22 protein-coding genes are annotated in these 26,912 nt (G+C 69.5%); 10 read left to right on the forward strand and 12 right to left on the reverse strand.

The window, feature by feature from the left end:
• Nucleotides 1-12: 12 nt before the first annotated feature.
• From EBL85_RS01160 to EBL85_RS01175, 4 genes are all read right to left on the reverse strand, one after another.
• Complete coding sequence (locus tag EBL85_RS01160; RefSeq protein WP_369964108.1) at nucleotides 13-3,480, reverse strand: mechanosensitive ion channel domain-containing protein; 3,468 nt, start codon at nucleotides 3,478-3,480, stop codon at nucleotides 13-15.
• A 123-nt stretch (nucleotides 3,481-3,603) separates the two neighbouring features.
• Complete coding sequence (argA, locus tag EBL85_RS01165) at nucleotides 3,604-4,926, reverse strand: amino-acid N-acetyltransferase (RefSeq protein ID WP_123140447.1); 1,323 nt, start codon at nucleotides 4,924-4,926, stop codon at nucleotides 3,604-3,606.
• Nucleotides 4,927-4,964: 38 nt separating this feature from the next.
• Nucleotides 4,965-6,311 carry a sigma-54 dependent transcriptional regulator gene (locus EBL85_RS01170; protein ID WP_274606711.1) on the reverse strand — a complete coding sequence of 449 codons (1,347 nt, stop codon included), beginning with the start codon at nucleotides 6,309-6,311 and terminating at the stop codon, nucleotides 4,965-4,967.
• A gap of 366 nt (nucleotides 6,312-6,677) precedes the next feature.
• On the reverse strand, nucleotides 6,678-8,297 hold the full coding sequence (locus tag EBL85_RS01175) for a PAS domain-containing sensor histidine kinase (RefSeq protein WP_123141936.1): 1,620 nt from the start codon (nucleotides 8,295-8,297) through the stop codon (nucleotides 6,678-6,680).
• A 195-nt stretch (nucleotides 8,298-8,492) separates the two neighbouring features.
• On the opposite strand from EBL85_RS01175, the gene sucC reads away from it, so the two are divergent.
• The 4 genes from sucC to EBL85_RS01195 all read left to right on the forward strand — a co-directional run bounded on the left by sucC (nucleotide 8,493) and on the right by EBL85_RS01195 (nucleotide 12,640).
• Entirely contained in the window at nucleotides 8,493-9,677 is a 1,185-nt protein-coding gene (gene sucC / locus EBL85_RS01180) for an ADP-forming succinate--CoA ligase subunit beta (RefSeq protein ID WP_123141937.1), read from the forward strand.
• Nucleotides 9,674-10,540, forward strand: a complete 867-nt coding sequence (gene sucD, locus EBL85_RS01185; RefSeq protein ID WP_123140450.1) for a succinate--CoA ligase subunit alpha — start codon at nucleotides 9,674-9,676, stop codon at nucleotides 10,538-10,540. Before sucC ends, sucD begins: the two co-directional genes overlap by 4 nt.
• A 19-nt stretch (nucleotides 10,541-10,559) precedes the next feature.
• Nucleotides 10,560-12,188, forward strand: a complete 1,629-nt coding sequence (locus tag EBL85_RS01190) for an NAD+ synthase (protein WP_223805994.1) — start codon at nucleotides 10,560-10,562, stop codon at nucleotides 12,186-12,188.
• Nucleotides 12,189-12,301: 113 nt separating this feature from the next.
• Entirely contained in the window at nucleotides 12,302-12,640 is a 339-nt protein-coding gene (locus EBL85_RS01195) for a P-II family nitrogen regulator (RefSeq protein ID WP_062276421.1), read from the forward strand.
• Nucleotides 12,641-12,739: 99 nt separating this feature from the next.
• On the opposite strand, the gene EBL85_RS01200 is transcribed toward EBL85_RS01195, so the two are convergent.
• The gene (locus EBL85_RS01200; protein WP_123141938.1) at nucleotides 12,740-13,567 is read right to left on the reverse strand and encodes an outer membrane protein assembly factor BamD; all 828 of its coding nucleotides are present in this window, start codon (nucleotides 13,565-13,567) and stop codon (nucleotides 12,740-12,742) included.
• A gap of 96 nt (nucleotides 13,568-13,663) precedes the next feature.
• On the opposite strand from EBL85_RS01200, the gene rluD reads away from it, so the two are divergent.
• The 6 genes from rluD (at nucleotide 13,664) to gshA (ending at nucleotide 20,427) form a co-directional block, all read left to right on the forward strand.
• Nucleotides 13,664-14,647: a 23S rRNA pseudouridine(1911/1915/1917) synthase RluD gene (gene rluD, locus EBL85_RS01205; RefSeq protein ID WP_123141997.1), complete on the forward strand. Its 984-nt coding sequence runs from the start codon at nucleotides 13,664-13,666 to the stop codon at nucleotides 14,645-14,647.
• Nucleotides 14,628-15,392: a peptidoglycan editing factor PgeF gene (pgeF, locus tag EBL85_RS01210; protein ID WP_123141939.1), complete on the forward strand. Its 765-nt coding sequence runs from the start codon at nucleotides 14,628-14,630 to the stop codon at nucleotides 15,390-15,392. The genes rluD and pgeF overlap by 20 nt, the downstream gene beginning before the upstream one ends.
• Complete coding sequence (locus tag EBL85_RS01215; RefSeq protein ID WP_123140454.1) at nucleotides 15,385-15,906, forward strand: glycine cleavage system protein R; 522 nt, start codon at nucleotides 15,385-15,387, stop codon at nucleotides 15,904-15,906. The genes pgeF and EBL85_RS01215 overlap by 8 nt, the downstream gene beginning before the upstream one ends.
• A gap of 3 nt (nucleotides 15,907-15,909) precedes the next feature.
• Nucleotides 15,910-16,437, forward strand: coding sequence for a peptide deformylase (gene def / locus EBL85_RS01220; protein ID WP_062276412.1), 528 nt, complete (start codon nucleotides 15,910-15,912; stop codon nucleotides 16,435-16,437).
• A 217-nt stretch (nucleotides 16,438-16,654) separates the two neighbouring features.
• Nucleotides 16,655-18,757, forward strand: coding sequence for a carboxy terminal-processing peptidase (locus EBL85_RS01225; RefSeq protein WP_123141940.1), 2,103 nt, complete (start codon nucleotides 16,655-16,657; stop codon nucleotides 18,755-18,757).
• Between the two features lie 71 nt (nucleotides 18,758-18,828).
• Nucleotides 18,829-20,427, forward strand: coding sequence for a glutamate--cysteine ligase (gene gshA, locus EBL85_RS01230; protein ID WP_123141941.1), 1,599 nt, complete (start codon nucleotides 18,829-18,831; stop codon nucleotides 20,425-20,427).
• A 45-nt stretch (nucleotides 20,428-20,472) separates the two neighbouring features.
• Here gshA and EBL85_RS01235 read toward each other — a convergent pair whose 3' ends face one another.
• The 7 genes from EBL85_RS01235 to EBL85_RS01265 form a co-directional block, all read right to left on the reverse strand.
• A complete protein-coding gene (locus EBL85_RS01235; RefSeq protein ID WP_123141942.1) occupies nucleotides 20,473-21,096 on the reverse strand; it encodes a hypothetical protein in 624 nt (207 codons plus the stop codon).
• 416 nt (nucleotides 21,097-21,512) lie between these two features.
• Nucleotides 21,513-22,910 (reverse strand): Si-specific NAD(P)(+) transhydrogenase, encoded by a 1,398-nt coding sequence (sthA, locus tag EBL85_RS01240; protein WP_062276403.1) that lies wholly within the window; start codon nucleotides 22,908-22,910, stop codon nucleotides 21,513-21,515.
• Between the two features lie 128 nt (nucleotides 22,911-23,038).
• Complete coding sequence (locus EBL85_RS01245) at nucleotides 23,039-23,503, reverse strand: host attachment protein (RefSeq protein WP_123140459.1); 465 nt, start codon at nucleotides 23,501-23,503, stop codon at nucleotides 23,039-23,041.
• 152 nt (nucleotides 23,504-23,655) lie between these two features.
• A complete protein-coding gene (locus tag EBL85_RS01250; RefSeq protein WP_123141943.1) occupies nucleotides 23,656-24,429 on the reverse strand; it encodes a DUF2063 domain-containing protein in 774 nt (257 codons plus the stop codon).
• Complete coding sequence (locus tag EBL85_RS01255) at nucleotides 24,422-25,270, reverse strand: DUF692 domain-containing protein (protein WP_123141944.1); 849 nt, start codon at nucleotides 25,268-25,270, stop codon at nucleotides 24,422-24,424. The genes EBL85_RS01250 and EBL85_RS01255 overlap by 8 nt, the downstream gene beginning before the upstream one ends.
• Before the next feature lie 3 nt (nucleotides 25,271-25,273).
• A complete protein-coding gene (locus EBL85_RS01260; RefSeq protein ID WP_123140462.1) occupies nucleotides 25,274-25,558 on the reverse strand; it encodes a low-complexity protein in 285 nt (94 codons plus the stop codon).
• 168 nt (nucleotides 25,559-25,726) lie between these two features.
• On the reverse strand, nucleotides 25,727-26,200 hold the full coding sequence (locus tag EBL85_RS01265) for a DUF1841 family protein (RefSeq protein WP_123141945.1): 474 nt from the start codon (nucleotides 26,198-26,200) through the stop codon (nucleotides 25,727-25,729).
• Nucleotides 26,201-26,912 lie beyond the last annotated feature (712 nt).

The raw sequence follows: 26,912 nt of genomic DNA on the forward strand, positions 1-26,912 counted from the left end.
TCCCCTCTCCCCTCAGTCCGTCTCCGCCGTCTTCAGCGGTACGTCCCCCGAGCCGAGTTGCGCCCGCGCGGCGCGATGCAGCCGCACCTCGAGCGGCGCGTCGGCCGAGAGATGCACGTCGCGCTGCGGGAAGGCGATCTCGATCCCGGCCTCGTTGAAGCGGTCGTAGATCGTCTGGTGCAGCTCGGTGATGATCGCGATGCGCCCGTCGAGCGAGTCGAGATAGCAGCGCATCACCAGGGTCAGGGCGTTGTCGCCGAAGCCCTCGAAGCTGAGCAGCGGCGCCGGGTCGTCGAGCACCTTCTCGTGCTGCTCGGCGACCTGGGTGAGGATCTCCAGCGCCCGGCGGGTGTCGCTGCCGTAGGCGATGCCGACCGGGATGGTCACGCGGTTCTGCTGGTCGGTGAGCGACCAGTTGAGCAGCCGTCCGGTGATGAACTCCTTGTTCGGCACCAGCAGCTCCTGCTTGTCCCAGTTGCGGATGGTGGTGGCGCGGATCTGGATGTTGGTCACCACCCCGGTGGTGTCGCCGATGGTGACGATGTCGCCGACCCGTACCGGACGCTCGAAGAGGATGATCAGGCCGCTGATGAAGTTGGCCACGATCTCCTGCAGACCGAAACCGATGCCGACGCTGAGCGCGGCCACCAGCCACTGCACCTGCGACCAGCTCAGACCCAGGGTGGAGAAGGCGAGGAGGAAGGCCACGGCGGTGATGGTGTAGCTCGCCAGGGTCTTGATCGCGTAGCGTCCGCCGGCCGAGACCGCCTCGCTCTGCAACAGCAGGAACTCGATCAGCGCCGGCAGGTTCTTGGCCGCCACGGTGGCGACGAAGATGATCACGAACACCAGTCCGACATCGGCGGCGGTGACCGGGACGAGCTGGGTGACGCCCTCGACCGTGCCCTCGTAGTGCCACAGCGCGAAGCGTTCGAGCATCGAGAAGGCGGGCAGCACGTCCGACCAGGTGATCCATAACCCGACCACCGCGGCGAAGAAGATCGAGGCGTTGATCAGCCGCCGGGTCTGCTCGTCCATCGCCGCCAGGTCGGGCTCGGACTCCTCGAGCTGTACCACCTCGGTCGGGGTGCTCGGCTCGCTGCTCTGGGCGCGACGCGCGGCCTGGCGTTCGAGTGCGGCCTGTAGCGCGAGGCGGCGGCGGGTGACGATCAGCCAGCGCACGATGGTCTGGTGGACCACCAGCAGGGTGAGCACCAGCCAGGTCTGGGCCACCAGCGAGCGGAACAGCATCCCGGCGGTGTAGACGTAACCGGCCAGCGCCAGCCCGGCGAGGGCCAGCGGCGCGCCCACCACGAAGGGGAACCAGATGTGGCGCAGTCGGTTGAGCCAGCCCTCGGGACGCTCGGCGATGATCCCCTTGAACAGCCCCTTGGCGGGGTTGAGCAGGTGCCAGAAGAAGGCGGTGAAGCCGAGCATGCAGGCGACCAGGGTGAGCCGCATCAGTTCGCCGGTGTCGACCGGGTTGTTGTTCTCGTAGGCGGCGACGGCCACCAGCGAGACCGGCACGATATAGCCCGAGAACCAGTCGATGGCGTGACGGATGCGTGCCAGGGTGGCGGTGCTCCAGCGGAAGTGGCGATCGGCCACGCCGCCGGTGATGCACAGCCCGCGGAAGGCGAGCAGGAAGTAGAGCCCGCCGGCGACCTCGGTGAGCGCGCTGGCGAAGGCGCGGGTGAACGGCGTGGCCTCGGTCGAGGCCTGTAGCTGCATGCCGAGCAGGGCCATCAGCAGGGGCGCGGGGAGCGCCATCAGCAGGGTCAGGGCGATCGCCTTGACGGTGTGCTGGATGCCGTCGGTGCGCACCCGGCGCAGCGGCTCGGCGGTGGCGCGGATGGCACGGCGCAGCGCCGTCAGGCGCCACAGCAGCGCGGCGACCACGAGCAGCCCGGCCCAGAAGGTCCAGGCGTGTTGCAGCCGCTCGAGCAGGGTCGCCGCAACCGCCTCCCAGGCCCCCTCCCAGGACAGCAGCCAGAGGGTCGCCGCCGGCAGCGAGGTGAGCGTCTCGGTGCCGGTCGGGGGCGCGCTGCGCACCCACAGCAGGCGCTCGGCGAGGAAGTCGTCATAGGTCTCGGCGATGCTCACCACCTGATCGGTGACATAGTTGAGATCGGCGAGCTGGCGGACATAGTCGTCCTCGATGTCGAGGCTCTGCGCGATCAGCCGGCGGCGCTGTTCGAGCACCTCGTCGAGCTGCTCGCGTACCAGCGCGCGCTCGTCCCGGGGGACGTCGAGGGTGAGTTCGTCGAGATAGCGGTCGCGGTCGCGCAGCCGGCGCTTCTCCTCGCGGTAGCGGATCTGGCGTAGCGTGGCCTCGGCGATTGCGTCCTCGCGCGTGGCGATGTCCTTGCGGTACTGACGCAGGTCGGGCAGCTGGGTGCGACGATCGAGCAACACCTGGCCGAGCGCGCGGCTCAGTCCGGCGGCCTCGATACGCTGCTGGGCGCCGCGGAAGTCCTCCTCGATGCGCTTGCGCTCGCTCTCGATCCTCGCCTGACGTTCGTTGAGGGCCTCGAGTTGCTTGGCGATCTGTGCCAGCGAGGCGCTGATCTCGGCATTGGTCTGGGTCTCGCGCTGCACCAGCGGGTGCTTGTCGGCGGCCTCGCGCTGGGCCTGCTCGGAGGCGCGCTGGGCGGCCTCGGCCTCGGCGTTGCGCCGCTGGTTCTGCAGCTCCTCGAGCGCGCGCTGATAGGTCTTGAGCCGTTTCAGTCGCAGCGCGGCGAGATCGCGCCGGACCTGATAGAGCGCGATGCGCGCGGGCTGGCTGAGCAGCTCCTGTTCGAGCATCTGCGCCTCCGACCACAACGCCTGACGGCGCGCTTGGTGCGCCCAGCGCTGGGCCTGGACGAAATCGCCCGATTGCCCGTTGAGCTCGCCGGTGTCGACGCTCGGCGGGTCGCCGAGCTGGTCGAGCGCCTGCTTGACCTCGGTCATGCGCGCGCGCGCCGCCGCCGGGCGGTTCTCGGTGGCCTGGGTCAGTTTCTCCAGCTCGCCGAGCCGCGTCTCCTCGACGGCGACGTCGGCCAGCGCCTTGTTCAGGCGCTGGGCGATGGCCTCGCTGGTGAGGTCGTCCGGGATCACCTCCTCGGGCGTGGTGGTGGCGGCGCGGGCGGCCTCGAGTTCGCGCTCCTGTGCCCTGCGCTGGCGTGGCGCGGTCTCCAGCGAGCGGGCGAACTCCTCGGCCTTGAGATCGAAGTTGCGCGTGTCCTCGAGACTGGCGCGCGTGCGGCGATAGAGTTCGAGCAGGGTGGTCTTGGCGCTCTCGTCGAGCGCGGTCGAGTTCTCGACCTCGGTGGCGCGGGCCTCGACCTGGGCCAGGGTGGGTAGATTGGCGGTCGTCTCGGTCCCGGTGTCGGCGCCTGCCGACGGCACCACGAGCAGGGCGAGCAGCAGCCACGGCAGCAGGTTGAGCCAGGGGGATCGGGGATGGCGGGGGCAGGAGTCGGACAGCACGTCTGGCACCAGATCTGGGTTGGCGGGCGAAGGGCGTTCGGCACCCGTCGGGCGACGGGGCGTTCGGCGGTTCTGTAATCGATCAGGGGAGGGGAGACGGGGCTCCCGTCCGATTTCGTTGCGCGGGGCGGGTCAGAGCCGCTTGATGAAGACCTTGGAGTTGCGCTGAAAATTGTAAAGCGCCTGCCGGGCCATGGGAAGCGCCTCCAGCCCGGCCGGGGCGAAGCCGCGCTCCTGGAACCAATGCGCGGTCTGGGTGGTGAGCACGAACAGCCGCGCGATCCCCTGCGCGCGCGCCAGTCGCTCCATGTATTCGAGCAGCCGGTCGCCGCGTCCGCCGGCGCGGTACTGGGTGTGCACCGCGACGCAGGCGAGTTCGGCCATGGCCTCGTCGGCATAGGGGTAGAGCGCGGCGCAGGCGGTGATCAGGCCGTCGCGCTCGGCGACCACGAAACGGTCGATCTCGGTCTCGAGGCGCTCGCGCGAGCGCCGCACCAGGATGCCGCGCTCCTCGAGCGGGCGCAGCAGTTCGAGGATGCCGGCGACGTCGTCGATGCGCGCCGCGCGCAGCTCCTCGAACGGCTCGGCCGAGACCAGGGTGCCGCTGCCGTCGCGGGTGAACAGCTCGCGCAGCAGTGCGCCGTCGCCGCTGCGCCCGACCAGATGGACGCGCGGGATGCCGTGACGACAGGCCTCGGCGCTGGCGCGCAGGCACTTGCCCAGGCCCTCGGGCAGCGGCGTGGCGGCGTCGAGCAGGGCGTCGACCTCGCCGGTGAGCAGGGTCGGAGGGAGGGCCGCGGTACGCACCTCCTCGTCCTCGAGCAGGAACACCAGCTTGTCGGCCTGCAGCGCCTCGGCGGTGCTGCGGGCGACATCGGCGGCGCTGAGGTTGAACACCTCGCCGGTGGGCGAGTAGCCGAGCGGCGGCATCAACGCCACCGCGCCCTGATCGAGCAGTGCGCGCAGGGTGTGGCGGTCGACCCGGCGCACCGTGCCGGTATGGCCGTAGTCGACGCCGTCGAGCACCCCGAACGGTCGCGCGGTGACGAAGTTGCCCGAGACCACCGGGATGCGCACCCCGGCCATCGGTGAGTTGGCCAGTCCCAGCGAGAGCAGCGCCTCGATCTCCACCCGCACCACCCCGGCGGCCTCCTTGACGCAGGCCAGTGCGGTGTCGTCGGTGACGCGCAGCCCGTTGACATAGCGCATCCGCGCGCCGCGCTCGGACAGCCGCGCCTCGATCTGCGGGCGTGCGCCGTGTACCAGTACCAGACGGATGCCGAGCCCGTGGAGCATGGCGATGTCGTGTACCAGATCGGGGAAGCGGGCGTCGGTGAGCGCCTCGCCGCCGATGGCGATGACGAAGGTCTTGCCGCGGTGGGCGTGGATATAGGGGGTGACCTGACGGACCCAGTCGACGAAGGGGTCGCGTGGGCGGTTGGATGAGGCGGGCAAGCGCAGGGTCCTCGGGTGTGGTGCCGTGGGGCGATGGGTTATTCGATGCCGAGTCGGCTGAGCCGATAGTGCAGCGAGCGCTGCGACATGCCCAGGCGACGCGCGGCGGCGGCATGATCCCAGTGCGCCGGCTCGGCGGGCGCGGGGTGCGGTGCGGCGACGTCGGGCGCGGCGTCGTGGTGTGTCGGGGCGGGGTCGGGGAGGTAGAGATCGTCGATCTCGATCTGGCTGTGCTCGCACAGCGCGGTGGCGCGCTCGAGGATGTTCTCGAGTTCGCGCACGTTACCCGGGAAGGGGTGACGGGCGAGCGCGGTTAGCGCCTCGGGGGCGAGCCGCAGCGGTCCGTCGGCGCCGCTCTTCTCGGCGATGCGCGCGAGCAGCCAGTCGGCCAGCGCGGGGATGTCCCCGCGCCGCTCGCGCAGCGGCGGCATGCGCAGCTCGATGACGTTGATGCGGTAGAAGAGGTCCTGGCGGAAGCGCCCGCGTTCGACCTCGGCATTGAGATCGCGGTGGCTGGCGCTGATCAGGCGCACGTCGACCGGCAGCTCGCGCTGGGTGCCGACCGGGCGCACCGCCTTCTCCTGGATCGCGCGCAGCAGCTTGACCTGGGTCTGCAGCGGCAGCTCGGCGACCTCGTCGAGGAACAGGGTGCCGCCCTCGGCGGCCTGGAACAGCCCCTGCTTGTCGCTGCTGGCGCCGGTGAAGCTGCCCTTCTTGTGGCCGAACAGCTCGCTCTCGACCAGATCGTGGGGGATGGCGCCGCAGTTGAGCGCGACGAAGGGACCGTCGCGTCGCGGCCCCTGGGCGTGGATCAGCCGCGCGGCCAGCTCCTTGCCGGTGCCGCTCTCACCGGTGACGAACACCGGCGCCTGGCTGCGCGCGAGCTTGGCGATGAGCTGGCGGATATGGTCCATCGCCGGCGAGGCGCCGAGTAGCTGGGGTGCGGCGGAGTCGCCGCCGGGTTCGCTACCGGCGCGGTGGCTGAGCTTGAGCGCGGCAGCGACGAGTTGACGCAGCCGCTGCAGCTCCACCGGCTTGGAGACGAAGTCGAAGGCGCCGGCTTTCATCGCCTCGATCGCCGAGTCCATGTTGCCGTAGGCGGTGATCATCGCCACCGGCAACTCCGGGTGGTGTGCGGCGATGTGACGGATCAGCTCGATACCGCTGCCGTCGGGCAGCTTCATGTCGGTCAGGCAGAGGTCGAAGGGCTGTTCGACGAGGCGCGCGCGCGCCTCGACCAGACTGGTCGCGGTCACCGCGCGGATCTCCATCCGCGCGAGGGTGATCCGCAGCAGTTCGAGGATGTCGGTCTCGTCGTCGACGACGAGCGCCTGGGCCTTGTCGGTCGGCATCGGGTCGGTCTGGGTCCGTCGGTGGTAGGGCATGCGCTGCATCAAGGATAGCGCGGAGCGTCGACCGGTCGCCAGCGATCAGCGGCCAGAGAGATGAACCGCGAAGAGATGAACCGCAATGGCGCGAAGAGCGCGAAGATGGAGAAAAGGTTTTCAGCCGCCAGCCGCCAGCCGCCAGCCGCCAGCCGCCAGCCGCCAGGATTGAACCGCAAAGCCGCGAAGTGCGCAAAGGGGATGATGCGTGATGTCGGCGTGAGGCCACGGACGTTGCGGGTCTGCGCCGCCGTTGGACGATCGCCCCAGTGGCGGCTGGTCGCTGGTCGCTGGTGGCTGACCGCTCAATCCCCCTTCGCGCCCTTTGCGGCTTTGCGGTTCAATCTTTCCGGCTGGCCGCTGGGTTCAATCCGCCCGGTCCTCGTCGGTCGTGGTCGCGAACAGCAGGCGGAAGCGACAGCCGCTGGGGCGGTTGGGCAGCAGCGCGAGGGTCATGGCGTTGCTCTCGGCCAGCTCGCGGGCGATGTAGAGCCCGAGCCCGGTGCCGCTGTGGCGGGTGGTGAAGAAGGGGTCGAAGATGGCGTCGGCGACCTCGGGGGCGATCCCCGGTCCCTGGTCGATCACCTCCAGCAACGGGCGACGGGTGTGGTGGTCGCGGTCGAGCACCAGGGTCACCGGGCCGTCGCCGCCGTGAACCAGGGCGTTCTCGCACAGGTTGGCGAGGATCTGGTGGAGGTGTCTGGGATCGGCCACGACCGTGCCGGGATCGCGTTCGAGGTGCAGGTGCAGCCGGCGCGGGCCGAGTTGGCGGGTCTCGGTCAACTCGTCGACGAAGCCGCGCAACCAGTCGTAGAGTTCGAGCGTCTGGCGCTGCATGCGGTCGCGCCGCGAGAGCTCGAGCACGCTGCTGACGATCTCGTCGATACGTGCGCTGTTGCGGTGGACGATGGCGAGCAACTGCTGCTCGTCGCCCGCGAGCCCGGGGGCCTCGGCGCACAGCTCGGCGGCGTGGGAGATCGCGCTCAGCGGGTTGCGGATGTTGTGGGCGATGCTCGCGGTGAGGGTGCCGAGCGCGGCGAGCTTGATCCGCTGCGCCTCGGCGGTGGCCTCGCGGTCGTCGCGCAGATAGAGGATCACGCCGCTGGCGCGGTGCGCGCCGAGCAGCTTGACGCTGACCCGCAGCGCGCGCCCGTGATGGCTGACCACCGCCTGACGGTGCGCGCCGGGCTGGACCAGACGTTCGAGTTCGGTGGCCAGCGCGGTGCTGACCGCGCCGAGGGCGACGCCGGGGGCGTGGCGGTCGTGGGCGATGCCGAGCAGCTCGCGGGTGGCCTGGTTCATCAGTCGCAGCCGCCGCTCGCCGTCGGCCACCAGGATGCCGGTGGCCATGTTCTGGATGATGAACTCGTTGAGCTTGGAGAGGTCGTCGAGGTCGACCTGACGCCGTGCCGCCAGCGCCTCGGCGGTGCGTGCGCGGTGATAGAGCATCTGTGAGATCAGCGCCACGGCGAAGAAGAGGATGCCGAGCAGCCCGGCCTGGGTGAAGGCCGGCGCCTGTCCCTGCAGTGCCTGATAGCCCTGCTGGGCGATCACCGCGATGGTGGCCAGCGCGGCGAACAGCAGCGTCAGCCGTCCCTCCATGGTCAGCGCCCCGGCGGCCACCGTCACCGTCAGCAGGATGCCGAGGCCGCTGGCCACCCCGCCGGCGGCGTGCATCAGCAGGGTGAAGACGACGATGTCGACGAGGATGGCGAGATAGACCTGCTGCTTGCGCGCCGGCCACTGACCGTAGAGACTCAGCCCACTGAGCAGTACCAGCAGGGTGTAGACCAGGAGCACCGACCAAGCCAGCTCGGTGTCGGCGCTGGCGAGCAGCGGATCGACCGCGTTGGGCGAGAACACCAGGGTCAGCCCGACGACCAGCAGCAGCCGGATCAGCAGCAGCCAGCGCAGCGCCCCCCAGGTGGGATAGGATGCCGGGTCGAGGGGGGCGGTGCTGGCGTGGGACGAGGCGTGCTTGGGCATCGGGATGCTGTCGGGAGGCGGGCGGCGTTTTGCCAAAGCCGCTGGAATTAGACCAGAATTGTCGCGTTGCGACCATGGTAGGCATGATGGCGCGCCGCGTTCGGCGGCGTCCGCCACCATCGGTTGCGCCCCCTTGTCATCGCGGCGCCCCGGGGCGGGCGGCGTCTTCTGTCATCAGCGTGACGACGAGTTTCGATGAATCTACACGAATACCAAGCGAAGCGGCTCTTGCGGGAGCGCGCAATCCCGGTGCCCGACGGCGGCGAGGCGCGGACCGTGCAGGAGGCGCGCGCCGTCTGCGAGCGTCTCGGCGGCGCGCGCTGGGCGGTCAAGGCGCAGATCCACGCCGGTGCCCGAGGCAAGGCCGGGGGGGTGGTGCTGTGCGACGACCCCGAGGCGGTCGCGCGCGAGGCGCAGCGGCTGCTCGGCAGCCGTCTGGTCACCGCGCAGACCGGTCCGCGCGGACTGCCGGTCGAGACCCTGCTGATCGAGCGTCCGACGGCGATCGCCCGCGAACTCTATCTCGGGGTGCTGGTCGATCGCGCCAGCGAGCGGGTGGTGTTCATGGCCAGCGCCGCCGGCGGGGTCGATATCGAGGCGGTGGCCGCGGCCACCCCCGAGCGCATCCTCCGGCTCGCCGTCCACCCGGCCACCGGGTTGCGGCCCTATCATGCGCGCCGACTCGGCTACGGGCTGGGGCTCGAGCGTGACCAGATCGCCGCGCTCGGTCGGCTGCTCGCCGCGCTCTACACCCTGGCCATCGATCATGACGCCACCCTGATCGAGATGAACCCGCTGGTGGTCACCGAGGACGGTGAGCTGATCGCGCTCGATGCCAAGATCGAACTCGACGAGAACGCGCTCTATCGTCACTCCGCGCTCACCGCGCTGCGCGACCCCGGGCAGGAGGACGATCGCGAGGCCGCCGCGCGCGCTCACGCGCTCAACTACATCAGCCTCGAGGGCAACATCGGCTGCATGGTCAACGGTGCCGGGCTGGCGATGGCGACCATGGACCTGGTCAAGCTCCACGGCGGCGCCCCGGCCAACTTTCTCGATGTCGGTGGTGGCGCCACCGCCGAGCGGGTGGCCGAGGCGTTCAAGCTGATCCTGTCCGACCCCAAGGTCGAGGCGGTGCTGGTCAACATCTTCGGCGGTATCGTGCGCTGTGACCTGATCGCCGAGGGCATCATGCAGGCGGTGCGCGAGGTCCAGGTCGCCGTCCCGGTGGTGGTGCGCCTGGAGGGGACCAACGCCGCGCAGGGGCGGGCGCTGCTCGCCGCCAGTGGGCTGGCGCTGGAGCCGGCGAGCAGTCTCAACGATGCGGCGGCCCGGGTGGTCGCCTTGGCGGGCGGTGCCCGCGAGGAGCAGGGGCGATGAGCGTACTGATCGATGCCGACACCCGGGTGATCTGCCAGGGCTTCACCGGTCGTCAGGGCACCTTCCACAGCGAACAGGCGATCGCCTACGGCACCAACCTGGTCGGTGGCGTGACCCCGGGCAAGGGCGGGCAGCGTCATCTCGACCGCCCGGTGTTCGACACCGTCCACGAGGCGGTGGCCGCCACCGGTGCCGATGCGAGCATGATCTATGTGCCCGCGCCCTTCGCCGCCGATGCCATCCTCGAGGCCGCCGACGCCGGCATCCGGGTGATCGTGTGCATCACCGAGGGCATCCCGGTACACGACATGCTGCGGGTCAAGACCGTGCTCGCCGGCACCGGGGCCTGTCTGATCGGCCCCAACTGTCCCGGGGTGATCACCCCGGAGGCATGCAAGATCGGTATCATGCCCGGCGACATCCACAGCCGTGGCCGGGTCGGCATCGTCTCGCGCTCGGGCACCCTCACCTACGAGGCGGTGTGGCAGACCACCCAGGTCGGGCTCGGTCAGAGCACCTGCATCGGCATCGGCGGCGACCCCATCCACGGCCTCGACTTCGTCGACTGTCTGGCGCTGTTCGAGGACGATCCGGAGACCGAGGGCGTGATCCTGGTCGGCGAGATCGGCGGCGGTGCCGAGGAGGCCGCCGCGCGCTTCATCGAGCAGCGCATGAGCAAGCCGGTGGTGGCCTACATCGCCGGGGTCACCGCCCCCCCGGGCAAGCGCATGGGCCATGCCGGGGCGATCGTCACCGGCGGGCAGGGCACCGCCGAGGGCAAGTTCGCCGCGCTCGAGACCGCCGGGGTGGCGGTGGTGCGCTCACCGGCGCTGATGGGCGCGCGTATCGCCGAGCTGATCTGAACCCGTGATGAATGAATCGATGAACGCATCGCAGCCGACGAGCCGGGTCCGGATCGTCCAGTTCAACCCACTGGTCGGCGACATCGCCGGCAATGCCGAACAGGTGATCGCGGCGCTCGCCGCCGCTCGCGCCGAGGGCATCGACCTGGTGGTCTTCCCCGAGCTGGCGCTCACCGGCTACCCGCCCGAGGATCTGCTGCTGCGCCCGGAGTGCGCCGAGCGGGTCGAGGCGGCGCTGGCGCGCATCCGTGCCGCGAGCGCCGGCATCACCCTGGTGCTCGGTTACCCGCGCACCGCCGTCGGCGGTCTGTTCAACGTCGCCGGGGTGATCCGCGACGGCGAGACGGTCGCCGAGTACGCCAAACAGGCGCTGCCCAACTACGGCGTGTTCGACGAGAAGCGCTATTTCCAGCCCGGCACCCTGGCCGGGGTGTTCGAGCACCGCGGGCTGTGCGTCGGGTTGAGCGTCTGCGAGGACATCTGGCAGGAGGCGCCGACCCGTCAGGCGGTCGAGGCCGGCGCCCAGCTGCTGGTCAATATCAATGCCTCGCCCTTCCATGCCGGCAAGCGCGCCGAACGCGAGGCGCTGGTGGCGCGCCGCGCGCGCGAGCACGGGGTGACGATCCTCTATGCCAACCTGGTCGGCGGCCAGGACGAGCTGGTGTTCGATGGCGCCTCCTTCGCCGTCGACGCCACGGGCAGGCAGGTGGCGCGCGCGCCCTGTTTCGACGAGGCGGCGCTCGACCTGGTGCTCGATGCCGCCGGCGCGCCCGCTGCGGCCCGTGCCGATGTGCCCCGGCCGCAACCGCTCGATGACGAGGCGGCGATCTACCGCGCGCTGGTGCTCGGGGTGCGCGACTATGTGCGCAAGAACGGCTTCACGGGGGCGGTGCTCGGACTCTCGGGCGGAATCGACTCGGCACTGACCCTGGCGATCGCGGTCGATGCGCTCGGCGCCGATCGGGTCGAGGCGGTGCTGATGCCCTCGCGCTATACCGCCGACATCAGCAACGAGGATGCCTTCGAGGAGGCGCGCCGGCTCGGGGTCCAGGCCTATCAGCTCCCCATCGGTCCGGCCTTCGACACCTTTCTCGGGATGCTCGAGCCGGTCTTCGCCGGCGCCCCCGCCGATGTCACCGAGGAGAACCTCCAGGCGCGCTGTCGCGGCGTGCTGCTGATGGCGATCAGCAACAAGCGCGGCTCGATCCTGCTCACCACCGGCAACAAGAGCGAGATGGCGGTCGGCTACGCCACCCTCTACGGCGACATGGCCGGCGGTTTCGCGCCGATCAAGGACGTGCCCAAGCAGCTCGTCTATCGTCTCGCCCGCTATCGCAACCGCGAGGTCGAGGTGATCCCGGAACGGGTGATCACCCGTCCCCCCTCGGCCGAGCTGCGCCCGGATCAGACCGACCAGGACAGCCTGCCGCCCTACGACCGGCTCGACGAGATCCTGCGCCGCTATATCGAGTGCGACGAGGGCGTCGCGGCGATCGTCGCCGCCGGTTATGCGCGCGAGGAGGTCGAGCGCGTCGCGCGCCTGGTCGATCGCAGCGAGTACAAGCGCCGTCAGGCCCCGCCCGGGGTGCGCATCTCCGCGCGCGCCTTCGGTCGCGATCGGCGCTACCCCATCACCAGCGGTTTCTGAACCCCGATGCGAACGCCTGCGAGCCCCGCGCCGCGCCCGGGGCTCGCTGTCTTTTGCCCGGACGCAAACGTATACTCACGGCCAGGCCGTGATCCAAACTCTGGAGAGATTGCATGAAAAAGGTCGAAGCGATCATCAAGCCCTTCAAGCTCGACGACGTCCGCGAGGCGCTGTCGGCGGCCGGCATCACCGGCATGACCGCCATCGAGGTCAAGGGCTTCGGGCGTCAGAAGGGACATACCGAACTCTATCGTGGCGCCGAGTACGTGGTCGATTTCCTGCCCAAGGTGAAGATCGAGCTGATCGTCGGCGACGATCAGGTCGAGGACTGCATCAACGCCATCATGACCGCCGCGCGCACCGGCAAGATCGGTGATGGCAAGATCTTCGTCTCCGACGTGCAGCGGGTGGTGCGTATCCGCACCGGCGAGGAGGACGAGGCGGCGATCTAGCCGGTTTGCCGAGGGGCGCCCGCCGCGCCCCTGCACACCGTCGGGGGTTACGGCCGATCGCTGACGCTGTGTGAGGGGAGGGCGTCCCGAGGGGCGGGCTCAGTTCTCGTCGAGGCTGAGATAGTCCCAGACCTTGTGCGCGAGACTGATGTCCTCGGGCTTGGGCGTGTCGTCGATGAGGCGTCCGGCCTCGCGGTTGACCTCGAGCACCCGACGCGCATCGGCGGCCAGCGCCTCCTTGCCGAGCGCCTCGTAGGCGTCGATCATCACCTCCAGGGCACCCTCCACCGCGCTGGTGCGCTGGAAGCGCTGGATGACGTATTCGGCGCGGTTGGCCGCCGCCAGATAGGCACCCCGCTTCATGTAGTAGCGCGCGACGTTGACCTCGTGCTTGGCGAGGTTGTTGCGCAGATAGAGCATGCGCTGACGGGCATCGGCGGCGTAGCGGCTCTGCGGGAAGCGCTCGACGAGGATGGCGAAGTCCTCGAAGGCGTCGAGCGCCGAGCCCGGGTCGCGCTGCGACGGATCGGTGGGGATATAGCGGTCGAGGAAGCCGACGCTGCGGTTGTAGTTGACGATGCCCTTGAGATAGTAGGCATAGTCGACGAAGGGGTTCTGCGGATAGAGCTTGATGAAGCGGTCCGCCGCGGCCAGCGCCGCCTCCGGTTCGTCGGCACGATAATTGGCGTAGGCCGCATCGAGCTGGGCCTGCATGGCGTAGCGCCCGAACGGGTAGCGCGCCTCGAGTTTTTCGTAGTATTCGATCGCCCGTGTGTAGTTGCCCGCGTCGAGTTCGGCGGCGGCCTCGGCGTAGAGCTTGGACGCACCCCAGTTCGCGGTCTGGTCGATCTCCTCGCCGAACACGCCGCAGCCGGTGAGCAGCGCGACGAGCAGCAGCGCGGGAAGTCGTGTTAACGTTCTTGGCATGTCCGTGGAATACCTGTTCGAAAATCATCCCAGTATACGCGAAGGCGTCCACGCCAGCGCCCCCCTTTGCCGTCCCCGGCGCCGGGCGGTGTGCGCGTGAACGTCGGAGTCGCACACCAACGCATCGAGCGTGATCTGGTGCTCGGGCCCGGCCACGCCGGACGCCGCCTCGACCAGGTGCTCGCCGAGCTGCTGCCGGAGTTCTCGCGCAGCCGCCTGCAGCAATGGATCGAGTCCGGCGAGCTTGTGGTCGACGACCAGCGTCGGCGTCCGCGCGACAAGGTCTGGGGCGGCGAGCGCATCCGGCTCGTCGCCACCCTGGCGCTCGACGAGCGCTGTGTGGCGCAGCCGATCGCGCTCGACATCGTCCACGAGGACGACGCCTTGCTGGTGGTCAACAAGCCCGCCGGGCTGGTCGTCCACCCCGCCGCCGGCAACCCCGACGGCACCCTGCAGAACGCGCTGCTGCACCACGATCCGGGGCTGGCGGCGCTGCCGCGCGCCGGGATCGTCCACCGTCTCGACAAGGACACCTCGGGGCTGTTGGTGGTGGCCAAGACGCTCGCCGCCCATCGCTCGCTGGTCGAGCAGCTGCGGCTGCGCGAGGTCCATCGCGAGTATCGCGCCCTGGTGATCGGCGAGTGTGTCGCCGGGGCTCGGGTCGAGGCCCCGGTGGGGCGCCACCCCACCCAGCGCACGCGCATGGCGGTGGTCGCCGGCGGGCGTCCGGCGGTGAGCCACTACCGGGTGCTCGAACGCTTCCCCGGCCACACCCTGCTCGCCGTCGAGCTCGAGACCGGGCGCACCCACCAGATCCGCGTGCACATGTCGCACCTGCGTTATCCCCTGGTCGGCGACCGTCTCTATGGCGGTCGCCCGCGCCCGCCGCGCGGCTGCAGCGTGGCGCTGCGCGAGGCGCTGCAGCGCTTTCCGCGTCAGGCGTTGCACGCCATCCGGCTCGGGTTGCGCCACCCCGAGGACGGGCGCGAGCTGCACTGGGAGGTGGCGATGGCCGCTGATCTGGAGGCGCTGCTCGCGCAGCTGCGCGAGGAGAGCGAGGATGACGCCGATCCGACCTGACTGGCCCGCCCCGGCGCGGGTGCGTGCGTTCTCGACCACCCGCGCCGGTGGCCTCAGCGAAGCCCCCTACGCCGGGCTCAATCTCGCCACCCATGTCGGTGACGATCCGGCGCGGGTGGCGCGCAACCGCGCCCTGTTGCGCGACCAGGCCGGGTTGCCCGAGGAGCCGCTGTGGCTCGAACAGGTCCACGGCTGTGTCGTCGCCGACGACACCGCCGCGCCCGGCTGCCGGGCCGATGCGGCGGTGAGCCTGCGCCCGGGACGGGTCTGCGCGGTGCTCACCGCCGACTGTCTGCCGTTGCTGCTGTGCGATCGTGAGGGCACCCGGGTGGCGGCGGTGCATGCCGGTTGGCGCGGTCTGGCCGACGGGGTGATCGAGCGTGCGGTCGCGGCGCTGGCGATTGCGCCCTCGCGGCTGCTCGCCTGGCTGGGACCGGCGATCGGCCCGGACGCCTTCGAGGTCGGCCCCGAGGTACGCGAGCGCTTCGTCGACCTCGATCCGGCCGCCGCCGACGCCTTCCGCCGGGGACGCGACGACCGCTGGTTGGCCGACCTGTTCGTGCTTGCCCGTCAACGATTGGTGGGCGCCGGAGTCACGGCGGTTTACGGCGGCGATCTGTGCACCCATATCGATCCCCAACGATTCTTTTCTTACCGGCGCGACGGTGTCACCGGTCGGCAGGCGAGCCTGATCTGGCTCGATCCGACCGCCGCCGCGTCCACTGGAGACCCTGAACATGTCTGATTGGATGATGCTGACCCTGGTCGGTGCCGACCGCCCCGGGATCGTCTCGCGCGTCACCCGCGCGCTCTGTGGTGTCGGTTGCAACCTCGGCGAGGCCTCGATGCTGCGTCTCGGCGGCAACTTCACCATCATGATGATGGTCGCCACCGAGCAGCCCGAGTCGGCGCTGCGCGCGGCGCTCGCGCCGGTGGCCGATGAGCTCGGGCTGCGCCTGCACATCGATACCGTCAACGGCGAGCTGCACCAGCACCTGCTGCCCAACGTCCAGGTGCGGGTGAGCGGGGCCGATCGTACCGGCATCGTCGCCGACGTCACCGAGGCGTTGGCCGCCGAGGGCTTCCACATCCTCGAGCTGGAGTCGGACGTCGCCGGCGACAGCGCCAGCCCGCTCTACATCATGAACATCCAGGGTCACAGCGAGCGGCCCGTGGAGAGGCTGGTCGAGGCGCTCGCCGGACTGGATGCGCGCGGCGTCTCGGTCGACGTCGCCGCCATCGACCTGATGATCGGCTGAACGATGGCGATACTCGACATACTGAAACTCCCGGACCCGCGGCTCAAGCAGGTCTCGACCCCGGTCGAGCACTTCGACGCCGCGCTGCGCGACTTCGTCGCCGATCTCGAGGAGACCCGTCAGGACGGCCCCGCCGCCGTCGGCATCGCCGCGCCCCAGGTGGGGCGCTTCGAACGCATCGTGATCGTCGACTGCTCGTCGCGACCCAAGACCCCGAATCACGGCAACCTGGTGCTGATCAACCCCGAGATCGTCCACTGGGAAGGCTACGAGATGGGCCGCGAGGGCTGTCTGTCGGTACCCGACTACACCGGCAACGTGATCCGCGCCACCCAGATCCGGCTGCGTGCCCAGGACCCCGAGGGCGCGGTCCACGAGTACGAGATGGAGGGCTACGAGGCGCGCGCGGTGCAGCACGAGATCGACCATCTCGACGGCATGCTGTTCGTCGACCGGGTGGTGAGCCGACGCACCGATCTGTACCAGCGCAAGACCTACGCCAAGAAGAAGAAATCCAAGCCGGCGGCCTGAGCGCGTCGGTGGCGATCACGGGGGCGCGCCGGCGGCGACGTTGCGCCGGCGCGTTGAAGCCCTCGATAATCGGCCTTAATTCGACCCCATGGGACGGGGTGTCGGGAGCTGTCCGCGCGGCTCTCGTCGTCGCTGCCGCACCTCCCCGGCGCGGCGCGCCACCCCTCCGCCAACCGTCAGCCCCCGCCAGGCGGGGGTCAGAACACGAGTACCGCTCATGAGACCGCGTCCCCTCCGGTATCCCTTCCTCATCGCCTTGCTGCTGACCGCGGGGCTGGCCGTCGCCTCGCCGCGACCGGTGGCGCTCGCCGACCTCTATCCGGTCCCCGAGCAGACCAAGTCGGCGGTGGTCATCAACAAGGTGCTCGAGCGTTACCACTATCGCAAGCTCTCGCTCGATCCGGCCTTCGCCCAGGCGGTGCTGGCGAACTATCTCGACGCCCTCGATCCGAGCAAGTCGTTTTTCCTCGCCCGCGACGTGAGTCGCTTCGAGGACGGCGGCCGTCGGCTCGATGAGCGACTGCGCCGCGGTGAACTCGACACCGCCTTCGACGTCTTCCGGCTCTATCGCATGCGCGTCGACGACCGCGTCGACTACGCGTTGCGGCTGCTGCAGGGCGAATTCGACTTCACTCGCGACGAACACTACGCCCTCGAGCCGCCCGAGGACGCCTGGGCCGAGGACGGCGCCGAGCTCGACGAGCGCTGGCGCAAGCGGGTGAAGAACGACTTCCTGGTGCTGCGCCTGGCCGATCGCGACGACGCCGATATCCGCGAGCGGCTGCGCAAACGCTACGAGGGGTTGGCGCGGCGCATCGAGCAGTTCGACCGCGACGACGTCTTCCAGGCCTTCATGAACGCCTACACCCTGGCGCTGGAGCCGCACACCAGCTACATGTCGCCGAGCACCTCGGAGAACTTCGACATCAGCATGAAGCTCTCGCTCGAGGGCATCGGTGCGGTGCTGCGCGCCGACAACGAGTACACCGTGGTGCAGAGTACGGTCCCCGGCGGCCCGGCGCGCGAGTCGGGTCAGGTGCACAGCGGCGATCAGATCGTCGGCGTCGGCCAGGGGCTCGACGGGGCCTTCGAGGATGTCGTCGGCTGGCGTCTCGAGGACGTGGTGGAGAAGATCCGCGGCCCCAAGGGCTCGGTGGTGCGGTTGCAGCTGCTCTCCAAGGGCGCCGGGGTGAGCGCGCGGGCGCGCGAGGTCGCGCTGGTGCGCAACGAGATCAAGCTCGAGGACCAGGCGGCCAAGAGCTATGTCATCGACGATCTCGCGGCCACCCCGGGGGTGCGCGTCGGGGTGATCGAGATCCCCGCCTTCTATCGCGACTTCCAGGCCGAGGGCGAGGGCCGACGCGACTTCCGCAGCACCACCCGTGATGTGCGCGCGCTGATCGACGAGCTGGTGATGCAGGGCGTCAGCGGCCTGCTGATCGATCTGCGCGCCAACGGCGGCGGCTCGCTGGCCGAGGCCACCGCGCTCACCGGGCTGTTCATCGACACCGGGCCGGTGGTGCAGGTCAAGGACGCCTTCGGTCGCGTCGAGGTCGAGTCCGATCCCGAGTCCGGGGTGCTCTACACCGGCCCCCTGGCGGTGCTGGTCGATCGTGACAGCGCCTCGGCCTCGGAGATCTTCGCCGCGGCCATCCAGGACTACGGTCGCGGCTGGGTGATCGGCGAGCCGACCTTCGGCAAGGGCACGGTGCAGACCCTGATCGATCTCAACCGCTATGTCCCCGGCGAGCAGGCCGATCTCGGTCGACTGCGCCTGACCATGGCCGAGTTCTTCCGCATCAGCGGCGGCAGCACCCAGCTGCGCGGGGTCGAGCCGGATATCCGCTTCCCCACCGCCGATACCGTCATCGACCACGGCGAGCGTGCGCTCGACAACCCGCTGCCGTGGACGCGGATCTCGCCTGCGGACTACCGTCATCTCGACATGGCCGGCGGGGTCGAGACCCTGGTGCGCAAGTCGCAGGGGCGCATCGCCGACGATCTCGGTTTCCGCATGCTCACCGAGCGCGGCAAGCTGTTGCGCGAGATGGAGGAGCGCACCCAGGTCTCGCTCAACGAGGCGCAGCGGCGCGCCGAGGACGAGCGCTTGGAGTCGGCCTTCAAGGGGCATCAGGACCGTTTCCTGCGCGCCCAGGGCATCACCCCGGTCGACGAGGACGCGGACCCGATCGATGAGGAGGCGCTCGAGGCCCAGCGCGAGGCGATCTCGCGCATCCAGGTCGAGGAGGCCGCGCGCATCCTCGCCGACGGCATCCTGCTCGGCCGTCATGCCCAGCCGCGCGCGGCGATGACCAACTGACGCCGCAGCACCTCCTGGCCGGACGCCGACGGCGTCCGGCCGATTCCTCGCAAGACTCAAGGACACCCCCTTTGAACGACCCCCGATCGATCTACGCGCGCCGTGTCGAGCGACTCGCCGGCGCCACCGTCCCGCTGTTCGCCGGCAACCGCGTCGGACTGGAGAAGGAGGGGTTGCGCGTCTCCGCCGGTGGCCAGCTCGCCGCCACCCCGCACCCGGCAGCGCTCGGTGCCGCGCTCACCCATCCCTACATCACCACCGACTTCTCCGAGGCGCTGCTCGAACTGATCACCCCGGCGCTGGCCAGCGCGGAGGAGGCGCTCGGCTTCCTCGCCGACCTCCACGCCCATGTCCACCAGCATCTCGACGACGAACTGCTGTGGGCGACCAGCATGCCCTGCGTGCTCGAGGGCGGCCGCCGCATCCCGCTGGCGCGCTACGGCTGCTCCAACGCCGCGCGGATGAAGACCGTCTATCGGCGTGGGCTCGGCAACCGCTACGGGCGCACCATGCAGGTGATCGCCGGGATCCACTACAACTTCTCCTTCGGCGAGGGGTTCTGGGACCGACTCCAGGCGATCGAGGGCGAGCGCGGCGACCCGCGCGCCTTTCGCGATCGCATGCAGATGGGGATGCTGCGCAACCTGCAGCGCATCGGCTGGCTGGTGCCCTATCTGTTCGGCGCCTCGCCGGCGATCTGCGCGAGCTTCGTGCAGGGTCAGGAGACCGACCTCGAGTACTTCGACGACACCACCCTCTACTATCCGCATGCCACCTCGCTGCGCATGGGCGATATCGGCTATCAGAACCAGCAGGAGGAGGGCACCGGCATCAAGGCGAGCTACGACAGCCTCGCCGAGTATGTACGCACCCTCACCTGGGCGATCGAGACCCCCTGTCCCGAGTATCAGCGCATCGGCGTCAAGGTCGGTGATCGCTACGAGCAGCTCAACGCCAACGTGCTGCAGATCGAGAACGAGTACTACAGCACGGTACGCCCCAAGCAGCTCACCGAGTGGATGGAGCGCCCGACCCTGGCGCTCGCCCGTCGCGGTATCCGCTATGTCGAGCTGCGTTCGCCCGACATCGATGTGTTCGAGCCGACCGGGACGAGCCTCGCCCAGCTCCACTTCATGGAGCTGCTGATGCTCCACTGCGTGCTCGCCGAGAGCCCGCTGATCGATGCCGCCGAGCGCCGCGCGATCGACACCAACCTGGTGCTCACCGCGCACCGCGGACGCGAGCCGGGACTGACCCTGGTGCGCGCCGGGCGCGAGACGCGACTGCGTGACTGGGCCGAGGAGCTGCTCGATCGCTTCGCCGCGCTCGCGCTCCTGCTCGACGGCGGCGAGGACGGACCGCGCGCGGCGAGCCTGCGCGCGCAGCGCGACAAGGTGGCCGATGCCGATGCCACGCCCTCGGCGCGGGTGCTCGCCGAGATGCGCGCCCACGGCGAGGGCTTCTTCGCCTTCGCTCAGCGGATGTCGAACGCGCATCGCGCGTATTTTCAGCAGCGGCGGCCGAGCGCCGCGCATCAGGCGCTGTTCGAGCGTTTGGCGCACGACTCGCACCAGCAGCAGCGGGCGCTCGAAGCGGGAGAGGAGGAGAGTTTCGACGACTTCCTGGCGCGCTATTTCGCCCAGGGTCGGGAGGAGGGAAGGTCGAGCTGACCCCCGGCCGCGTCGGGACGCGACCAGGGACGGCGGGAGTGCCGGTCAGTCCGCGGGCTGGGCGTCCTGCGGCGCCTGTGCGCCTGCCGCGGGTGCGGCGGGGTACATCGGCGCACGCTGAGGATAGGCGGGCATCATCGCCTGGATCGCGGCACGGCGCGCCTCCATCGCCTCGCGCACCTTGGTGCGGTAGGTCTCGATCGCCTGACGACGGGCCTCGATGTCGGCGTCGCGCGCGGGCATCTCGGGGCGCTGGCCGTAGGCCGGCGGGCTCGGGTACTGATCGAAGGCCGGCGGCTCGGGCAGGTCGGCCATGCCGGGGATCTCGGGCATGCCCGGCATCTCCGGCATACCGGGCATTTCGGGCATCTCCGGGTATTCGCCGAAGGCGGGCATCGCCGGCGGCTCGGGCATGTCAGCGAAGCCCGGGGGCTGCTGCGGCATGGCGAAGGCGCCCGCCTGTTGCTCCATGAAGCGGCGCTGTGCCTCCATCGCCTGCTCGATCGCCCGGGCCTGGCGCTCGGCGAAGGCCTGCTGCTGCTCGGCCAGCGCCTGCTGCTGTTGCGGGGTCATGGGCGCCGGGTAGTAGGGCGCGCCGTACCAGGCGTTGGCGGCGGTGGCGGTGGCCCCGAGGACGAGGATGGAGGCTGCTGTGACGAGTCTGGACATTGAACACACCTTTGGTTGCGAAGATTGAGTCGAGTCGATCGCGGGGAGGCCGTGCCCTCGGCCAGTGGCCGGCGCGGGGTGTCCCCCGGACACCACAGGCTCGGCAAGCGCAATCGTCGTGGGCACGCTGCTCGGCGCGCATCCTCGGGACTGGCTCGGACATCCCTGTCGTGTCGATCTTCTTGTGCGTGCGTCGCGCCGGATCCGGGTCAGCGGCTTGACGCCTGCGCTCGCGGGGCGCGTGGCGATCCGCGCCCTCGGTCGTCTCTTGCCGTCTGCGCACCGCGCCCGGCGGACGGGGCGGCGAGTTCCGGATCAGGTGTTGATTATATAAGCGTTTGCTAAACTATCAAGCATCCCCGACATCCGTGACACACCCCCTTGTGGCGGCCCGTCGCGGCCTCCTCGGCCCGCGCTCAGAACAGCCGATTGAGTCCGTTGAGCGCGGCGACGCGATAGGCCTCGGCCATGGTCGGGTAGTTGAAGGTGGTCTCGGTGAAGTAGCGGATGTTGTTGGCCGAGCCCTGCTGCGACATGATCGCCTGTCCGATATGGACGATCTCGGCGGCCTGCTCGCCGAAACAGTGGATGCCGAGGATCTCCAGCGTCTCGCGATGGAACAGCAGCTTGAGCATGCCCACGGTGTGCCCGGTGATCTGGGCGCGGGCGATGCTCTTGAAGTCGGCCTGGGCGACCTCGTAGGGGATCTGCGCGGCGGTCAGCTCACGCTCGGTGCGACCCACCGAGCTGATCTCGGGGACGGTGTAGATGCCGGTGGGGAACTCGTCGATCAGCGACCAGCCGCACTCGCCATCGGCGATGTGGGCGCCGACGAAGCGACCCTGGTCGTAGCTGGCGCTGGCCAGTGCCGGCGGTCCGGCGACGTCGCCGACGGCATAGATATGCTCCAGCGCGGTCTGGTAACTGGCGTTGACCTCGAGCTGGCCGCGGCTGTTGGGCGCCAGGCCGATCTCCTCGAGCCCCATGTCCTGGGTGTTGCCGGTGCGCCCGTTGGCCCACAGCAGATAGTCGGTCTTGAACTTCTTGCCCGAGCGGCAGTGCAGCACCACACCGTCGGCCTCCGGCTCGACGCGCTCGTAGACCTCGTCGTGACGGATCACCACGCCCTGCTGGCGCAGGTGATAGCTCAGCGCGTCGGTGATCTCGTCGTCGAGGAAGGAGAGCAGACGGTCGCGGGTGTTGACCAGGTTCACCTTGACGTCGAGCGCGCCCATGATCGAGGCGTACTCACAGCCGATGACACCGGCCCCGTAGATCGTCAGCGAGCGCGGTGTCTGCTGCAGCCCGAGCACCGAGTCGCTGTCGAGCACCCGGGGGTGGGAGAAGTCGAGGTCGGGCGGATGATAGGGGCGCGAGCCGGTGGCGATGACGAAGTGCTTGGCGCGCAGTCGTTCGCTCGGTCCACGGGCGCGGCGGACCTCGATCAGGTCGGGCTCGAGGAACACCGCGCGGCCGAACACCACCTCGACGCGGTTGCGCTGATAGTAGCGGAAACGGGTGCGCACCTGGTCGTCGATGGCGCTGTCGGCGGCGCGCAGCAGGTCGGGGAACTCGACCTCGATCTGGTGTTGGGTGTGCTGGAACAGCGGGTTACGGCGATAGTCGGCGAGCATCTGGATGGAGTGGCGCAGCGCCTTGCTGGGGATGGTGCCCCAGTGGGTGCAGCCACCGCCGACACGGTTGTGCGCCTCGACCACGGCGATGCGCTGACCGGTCTTGGCCAGCTTCATGGCCGCGCCCTCGCCGCCGGGTCCGGCCCCGATGACGATGGTGTCGAACTCGCGCGTGGTCATATGCAGGCTCCGGCTGTGTCGTCTTGCAGGGTGCTACAGGGTAGCACAGCCGGGCGCCTGAGGGCGCGGCGCACCTCCCTGTGCGCCCTGCTCGAGTGTCCCTATCGGTTAGCGACGGGAGCCCGTGTTCAGAGGAAATCGGGCAGGTTCTTGCGGATGTTGGTGGGGCTTTGGGTGGTGAGGTTCTTGTCGACCTCGCCGGCGACCAACTGGCGCAGCGATGTCGACAGTTGCTTGCGCAGCACGCCGAGGAAGCTGGGTGCGGCGATCACGTAGAGCTTCTTGAAGGCGCCTTCGAGTCGCGCCGTCTCCAGTGCGTTGCAGATGAGGTTGGCGAAGCGCTCGGCGTGTTCCTGCTTGACTCCACCTTCGCCGTTGATGCCATGTCCTCCGGTGCTGGGGTCGTGTCCGCGACCGCCGCGGTCGGTGTTCAGATCCCCCTGGCGTAATCGGGCCTCGGGAAAGGCCAGGGTCTGAACCTCTTCGATCGGGCTTGCGGCCTTCTCGGCGTGGAAGATTCGAGCACGGCTCGTATCAGCGACCAGAACCCAAGTTGGCATGGTGTCACCTTCCTCCAGGTTGTTGCCCGGCATCGGCCATGGGTGATGACGGGGGCGTGCGCGAATGCGTTGGCTGCCGAATCGCGCCGGGCGCTGCCTGCCAGACACGCCGTCCCGTCCGGACTGAGTGTAACAGCTTGGTCATGGATGGGGCGGCGAGGCGGGAAGGGGCCGCTCACCGGCGCTCAGGCGGGGTGCGCGACGGGCGTGGGGCGGGTGCCGAGGAGCACGCCCTCGGCGCGGAGACGCGCAAGGGTCTCGGCGCCGAATGCGACCACCCGCTCGGGCTCGGGGTGGTGCAGCTCCGCGGCGATGCCCAGCAGCGCCTCGCGCCCGCTGGGCGTCGGGCTGGTCTCGATACGTTGCAGCAGGCGCTGGGTGACGGCGTTGATCTCGATGAAGCGCACCTGCTGGGTGCGGTCGCGCAGCACCACCAGCTGTACCGGTTCGGCGGATGGCGTCTCGGGCAGGTGATCCGGGGCGATGCGATGGACGGGAAAGCGGTAGCTCAACGGCCAGGCCAGCGGGCTGCGCACCGGGGTGGCGGCGAGCAGGTCGCCGTTGGGGTCGATGCCCTCGAGGTCGGGCTCGGCCTCGCTGTTGTGCAGCGCGATCTCGATCCACTCGTAGTGTGCCAGTTCGAGCAGGAAGGGCGGGTCGTCGGCGTTGGCCGGGCGCTGGCCGAGGAAGTCGACGAACTCGCCGGGGAGACGGTGGAACAGGGGCGTGCGCGCACGATGCCCGACGAGGAAGTCGCGCACCAGCGCGCGCCAGCGCGCCGGGTCGAGGATGCGATGGAGCACCGGGAAGCTGCCGGCGAGCAGTGCGTCGAGGTTGTTGAAGATCAGCTCGCGATAGACGCGCATCCGCTCGGGGGCGACGTCGGCCGGCGCGTCCGCCCGCGCGGGGTCGCGCAGATGGGCGCAGAAGGCCTGTTGCTGGACCGCGAACTCAGCCATGGGCGCGTTGCTCCGGTTGGGCGCGACGCTGGATCGTGGCGATCTGCTCGACCTCTTCGACGAGTTGTGCCAGCGGCGGGATGTCGAAATCGCGTTCGAGCAGGGTGGGGAAGACGCCGAAATGCTCATAGGCCGCCGCCAGCAGCGACCACACCGGGTCGATCACCGCGCTGCCGTGGGTGTCGATGCACAGCTCCGGCGAGACCACCCGGTGTCCGGCGACGTGGCCGTAGCGGATGCGCTCGCCGGGCAGGGCGCGGAGGAAGTCGAGGGCGTCGTAGCCGTGATTGACGGCATTGACGTGGAGGTTGTTGACGTCGAGCAGCAGCTCGCAGTCGGCGCGTTCGAGCACCGCGTCGATGAAGTCGAGCTCGGTCATCTCCTGGCCGGGCGCGGCATAGTAGGAGACGTTCTCGACGGCGATGCGCCGCCCGAGGAGATCCTGCACCTGACCGATACGGGCGACGACATGATCGATGGCCGCCTCGGTGAAGGGGATCGGCAGCAGGTCATAGAGCTGACCGTCGTCGCTGCAGTAGCTCAGGTGCTCGGAATAGACCGCGATGTCGTGGACATCGAGGAAGTCGCCGATCGCGCGCACCAGCTCCAGGTCGAGCGGCGCCGGGCCGCCGAGCGAGAGCGACAGCCCGTGACAGACGAAGGGGTGGCGCTCGGTCAGGGCGCGCAGCCGTCGGGCGTTGGCCCCGCCCATGCCGATCCAGTTCTCGGGGGCGATCTCGTAGAAGTCGACCGCCGCCGGGGACGTGTCGAGCAGGGCGCGCACGAAGGCGCGCCGCAGCCCCAGACCGGCGCCGTGGAGGCTCGCGGGTCCGGTGATCATCGGCTAGCTCGCGCCGCCGCACTTGCCCTCACCGCACTTGCCCTCCATGTCCTTGCCGTCGTCGCTGCTGCCGCACTTGCCCTCGCCATCCTTGTCGCCACCGGCGCCACCGCACTTGCCCTCGCTGTCGGCCGAGGCGAGCTGCATGTAGCCGCTCTCCATCACCGTGGCGGCGAAGGGGTTCTGTTCGGCGCTGGCCGGGGCGATGGCGGCGAGGTTGCCGACCAGGGCGGCGCCGAGCAGGCCGGTGGCGGTGGTCAGGGTGGTCTTGGTCTTGATGTCGGACATGGTCTCGATCCTCGATCGTGGGTGAAGCGTCGCGTCTGCGGGTGGTCGGGAACGACCGTTATATCCGACCTTCAAGGTCGGGATTAAGAGAGTGGCTGCGTCGAACGCGAATTCAACGCATGGATTTCGAGGAAATCGAGGGTGGGTGGCGCGTCTCCGCGCGAAGACTCAGCGGGACTTACGGGACTTGCGGGATTTCCGCGACTTGCCGGGCTTGGGCGACCTGCCGATGCAGTCGAGATAGACCGTCTCGTCGAAGGTGGCGCCGGGTTCGCGCTGCAACCGCCACATCGTCTGCGCCAGACACTCCATGATGCGATGCTCGGCGGCGTGGGTGTCGCCGAGCCTGGCGACCAGTGTCTGGTAGCGCGTGCGGATGCCGCGCGGCTGGTCGGTGCTCAACTGATCGAGCACCGCCATGTGCAGCCCCATGTGGAGGAAGGGGTTGGTCTCCCCGTGTTCGGGGAGGAAGTCGCGATCGAGCGCGTCGTCGCCGGCCTCGAGCAGGGCATGGTACTCGGGGTGGTTGCGCGCGACGGTGACGATCTGCGCCTCGGTGGGGTCGAGCGGCTGCTCCTCGGCGGCCTTGCGCCAGGCGGTCACGAAGGCACTGCGATAGCTCTGTCGATCGTTGGAGAACATGGCGGGATCTGTCCTGGCTCTTATGGTCGAACCCAATAATTTCACATAGGACTGGGGGACAAGGGAAGCGCGGCCGGGCAAGGCGCCGTTTGTAGGCTGGGCAAAGCGCAGCGTGCCCAGCGCTGTACCAGCCGCCAGCCGCCAGCCGCCAGCCGCCAGCCGCCAGCCGCCAGCCGCCAGCCGCCAGGATTGAACCGCAAAGGCGCGAAGCGCGCAAAGGGGGTGAGGTGTGATGACGGTGTGCGGCCACGGACGGCGCGGGTCCGCACCGCCGTCGGGTGGTTGCGCCCACTGGTGGCTGGTTGCTGACGACTGGCGGCTCCTGGTCACGCTGCGCTTTGCCCAGCCTACGTCTTTTCAACCGCAAAGCCGCGAAGCGCGCAAAGGGGATGAGGTGCGATGACGGAGTGCGACCACGGACGGCGCGGGTCCGCACCGCCGTCGGGTGGTTGCGCCCACTGGTGGCTGGTCGCTGACGGCTGGCGGCTCCTGGTCACGCTGCGCTTTGCCCAGCCTACGTCTTTTCAACCGCAAAGCCGCGAAGTGCGCAAAGGGGATGAGGTGCGATGACGGAGTGCGACCACGGACGGCGCGGGTCCGCACCGCCGTCGGGTGGTTGCGCCCACTGGTGGCTGGTTGCTGACGACTGGCGGCTCCTGGGCACGCTGCGCTTTGCCCAGCCTACGTCTTTTCAACCGCAAAGCCGCGAAGT

The organism is Marichromatium sp. AB32, assembly GCF_003718675.1.
GTDB classification, from domain to species: Bacteria; Pseudomonadota; Gammaproteobacteria; order Chromatiales; family Chromatiaceae; genus Marichromatium; species Marichromatium gracile.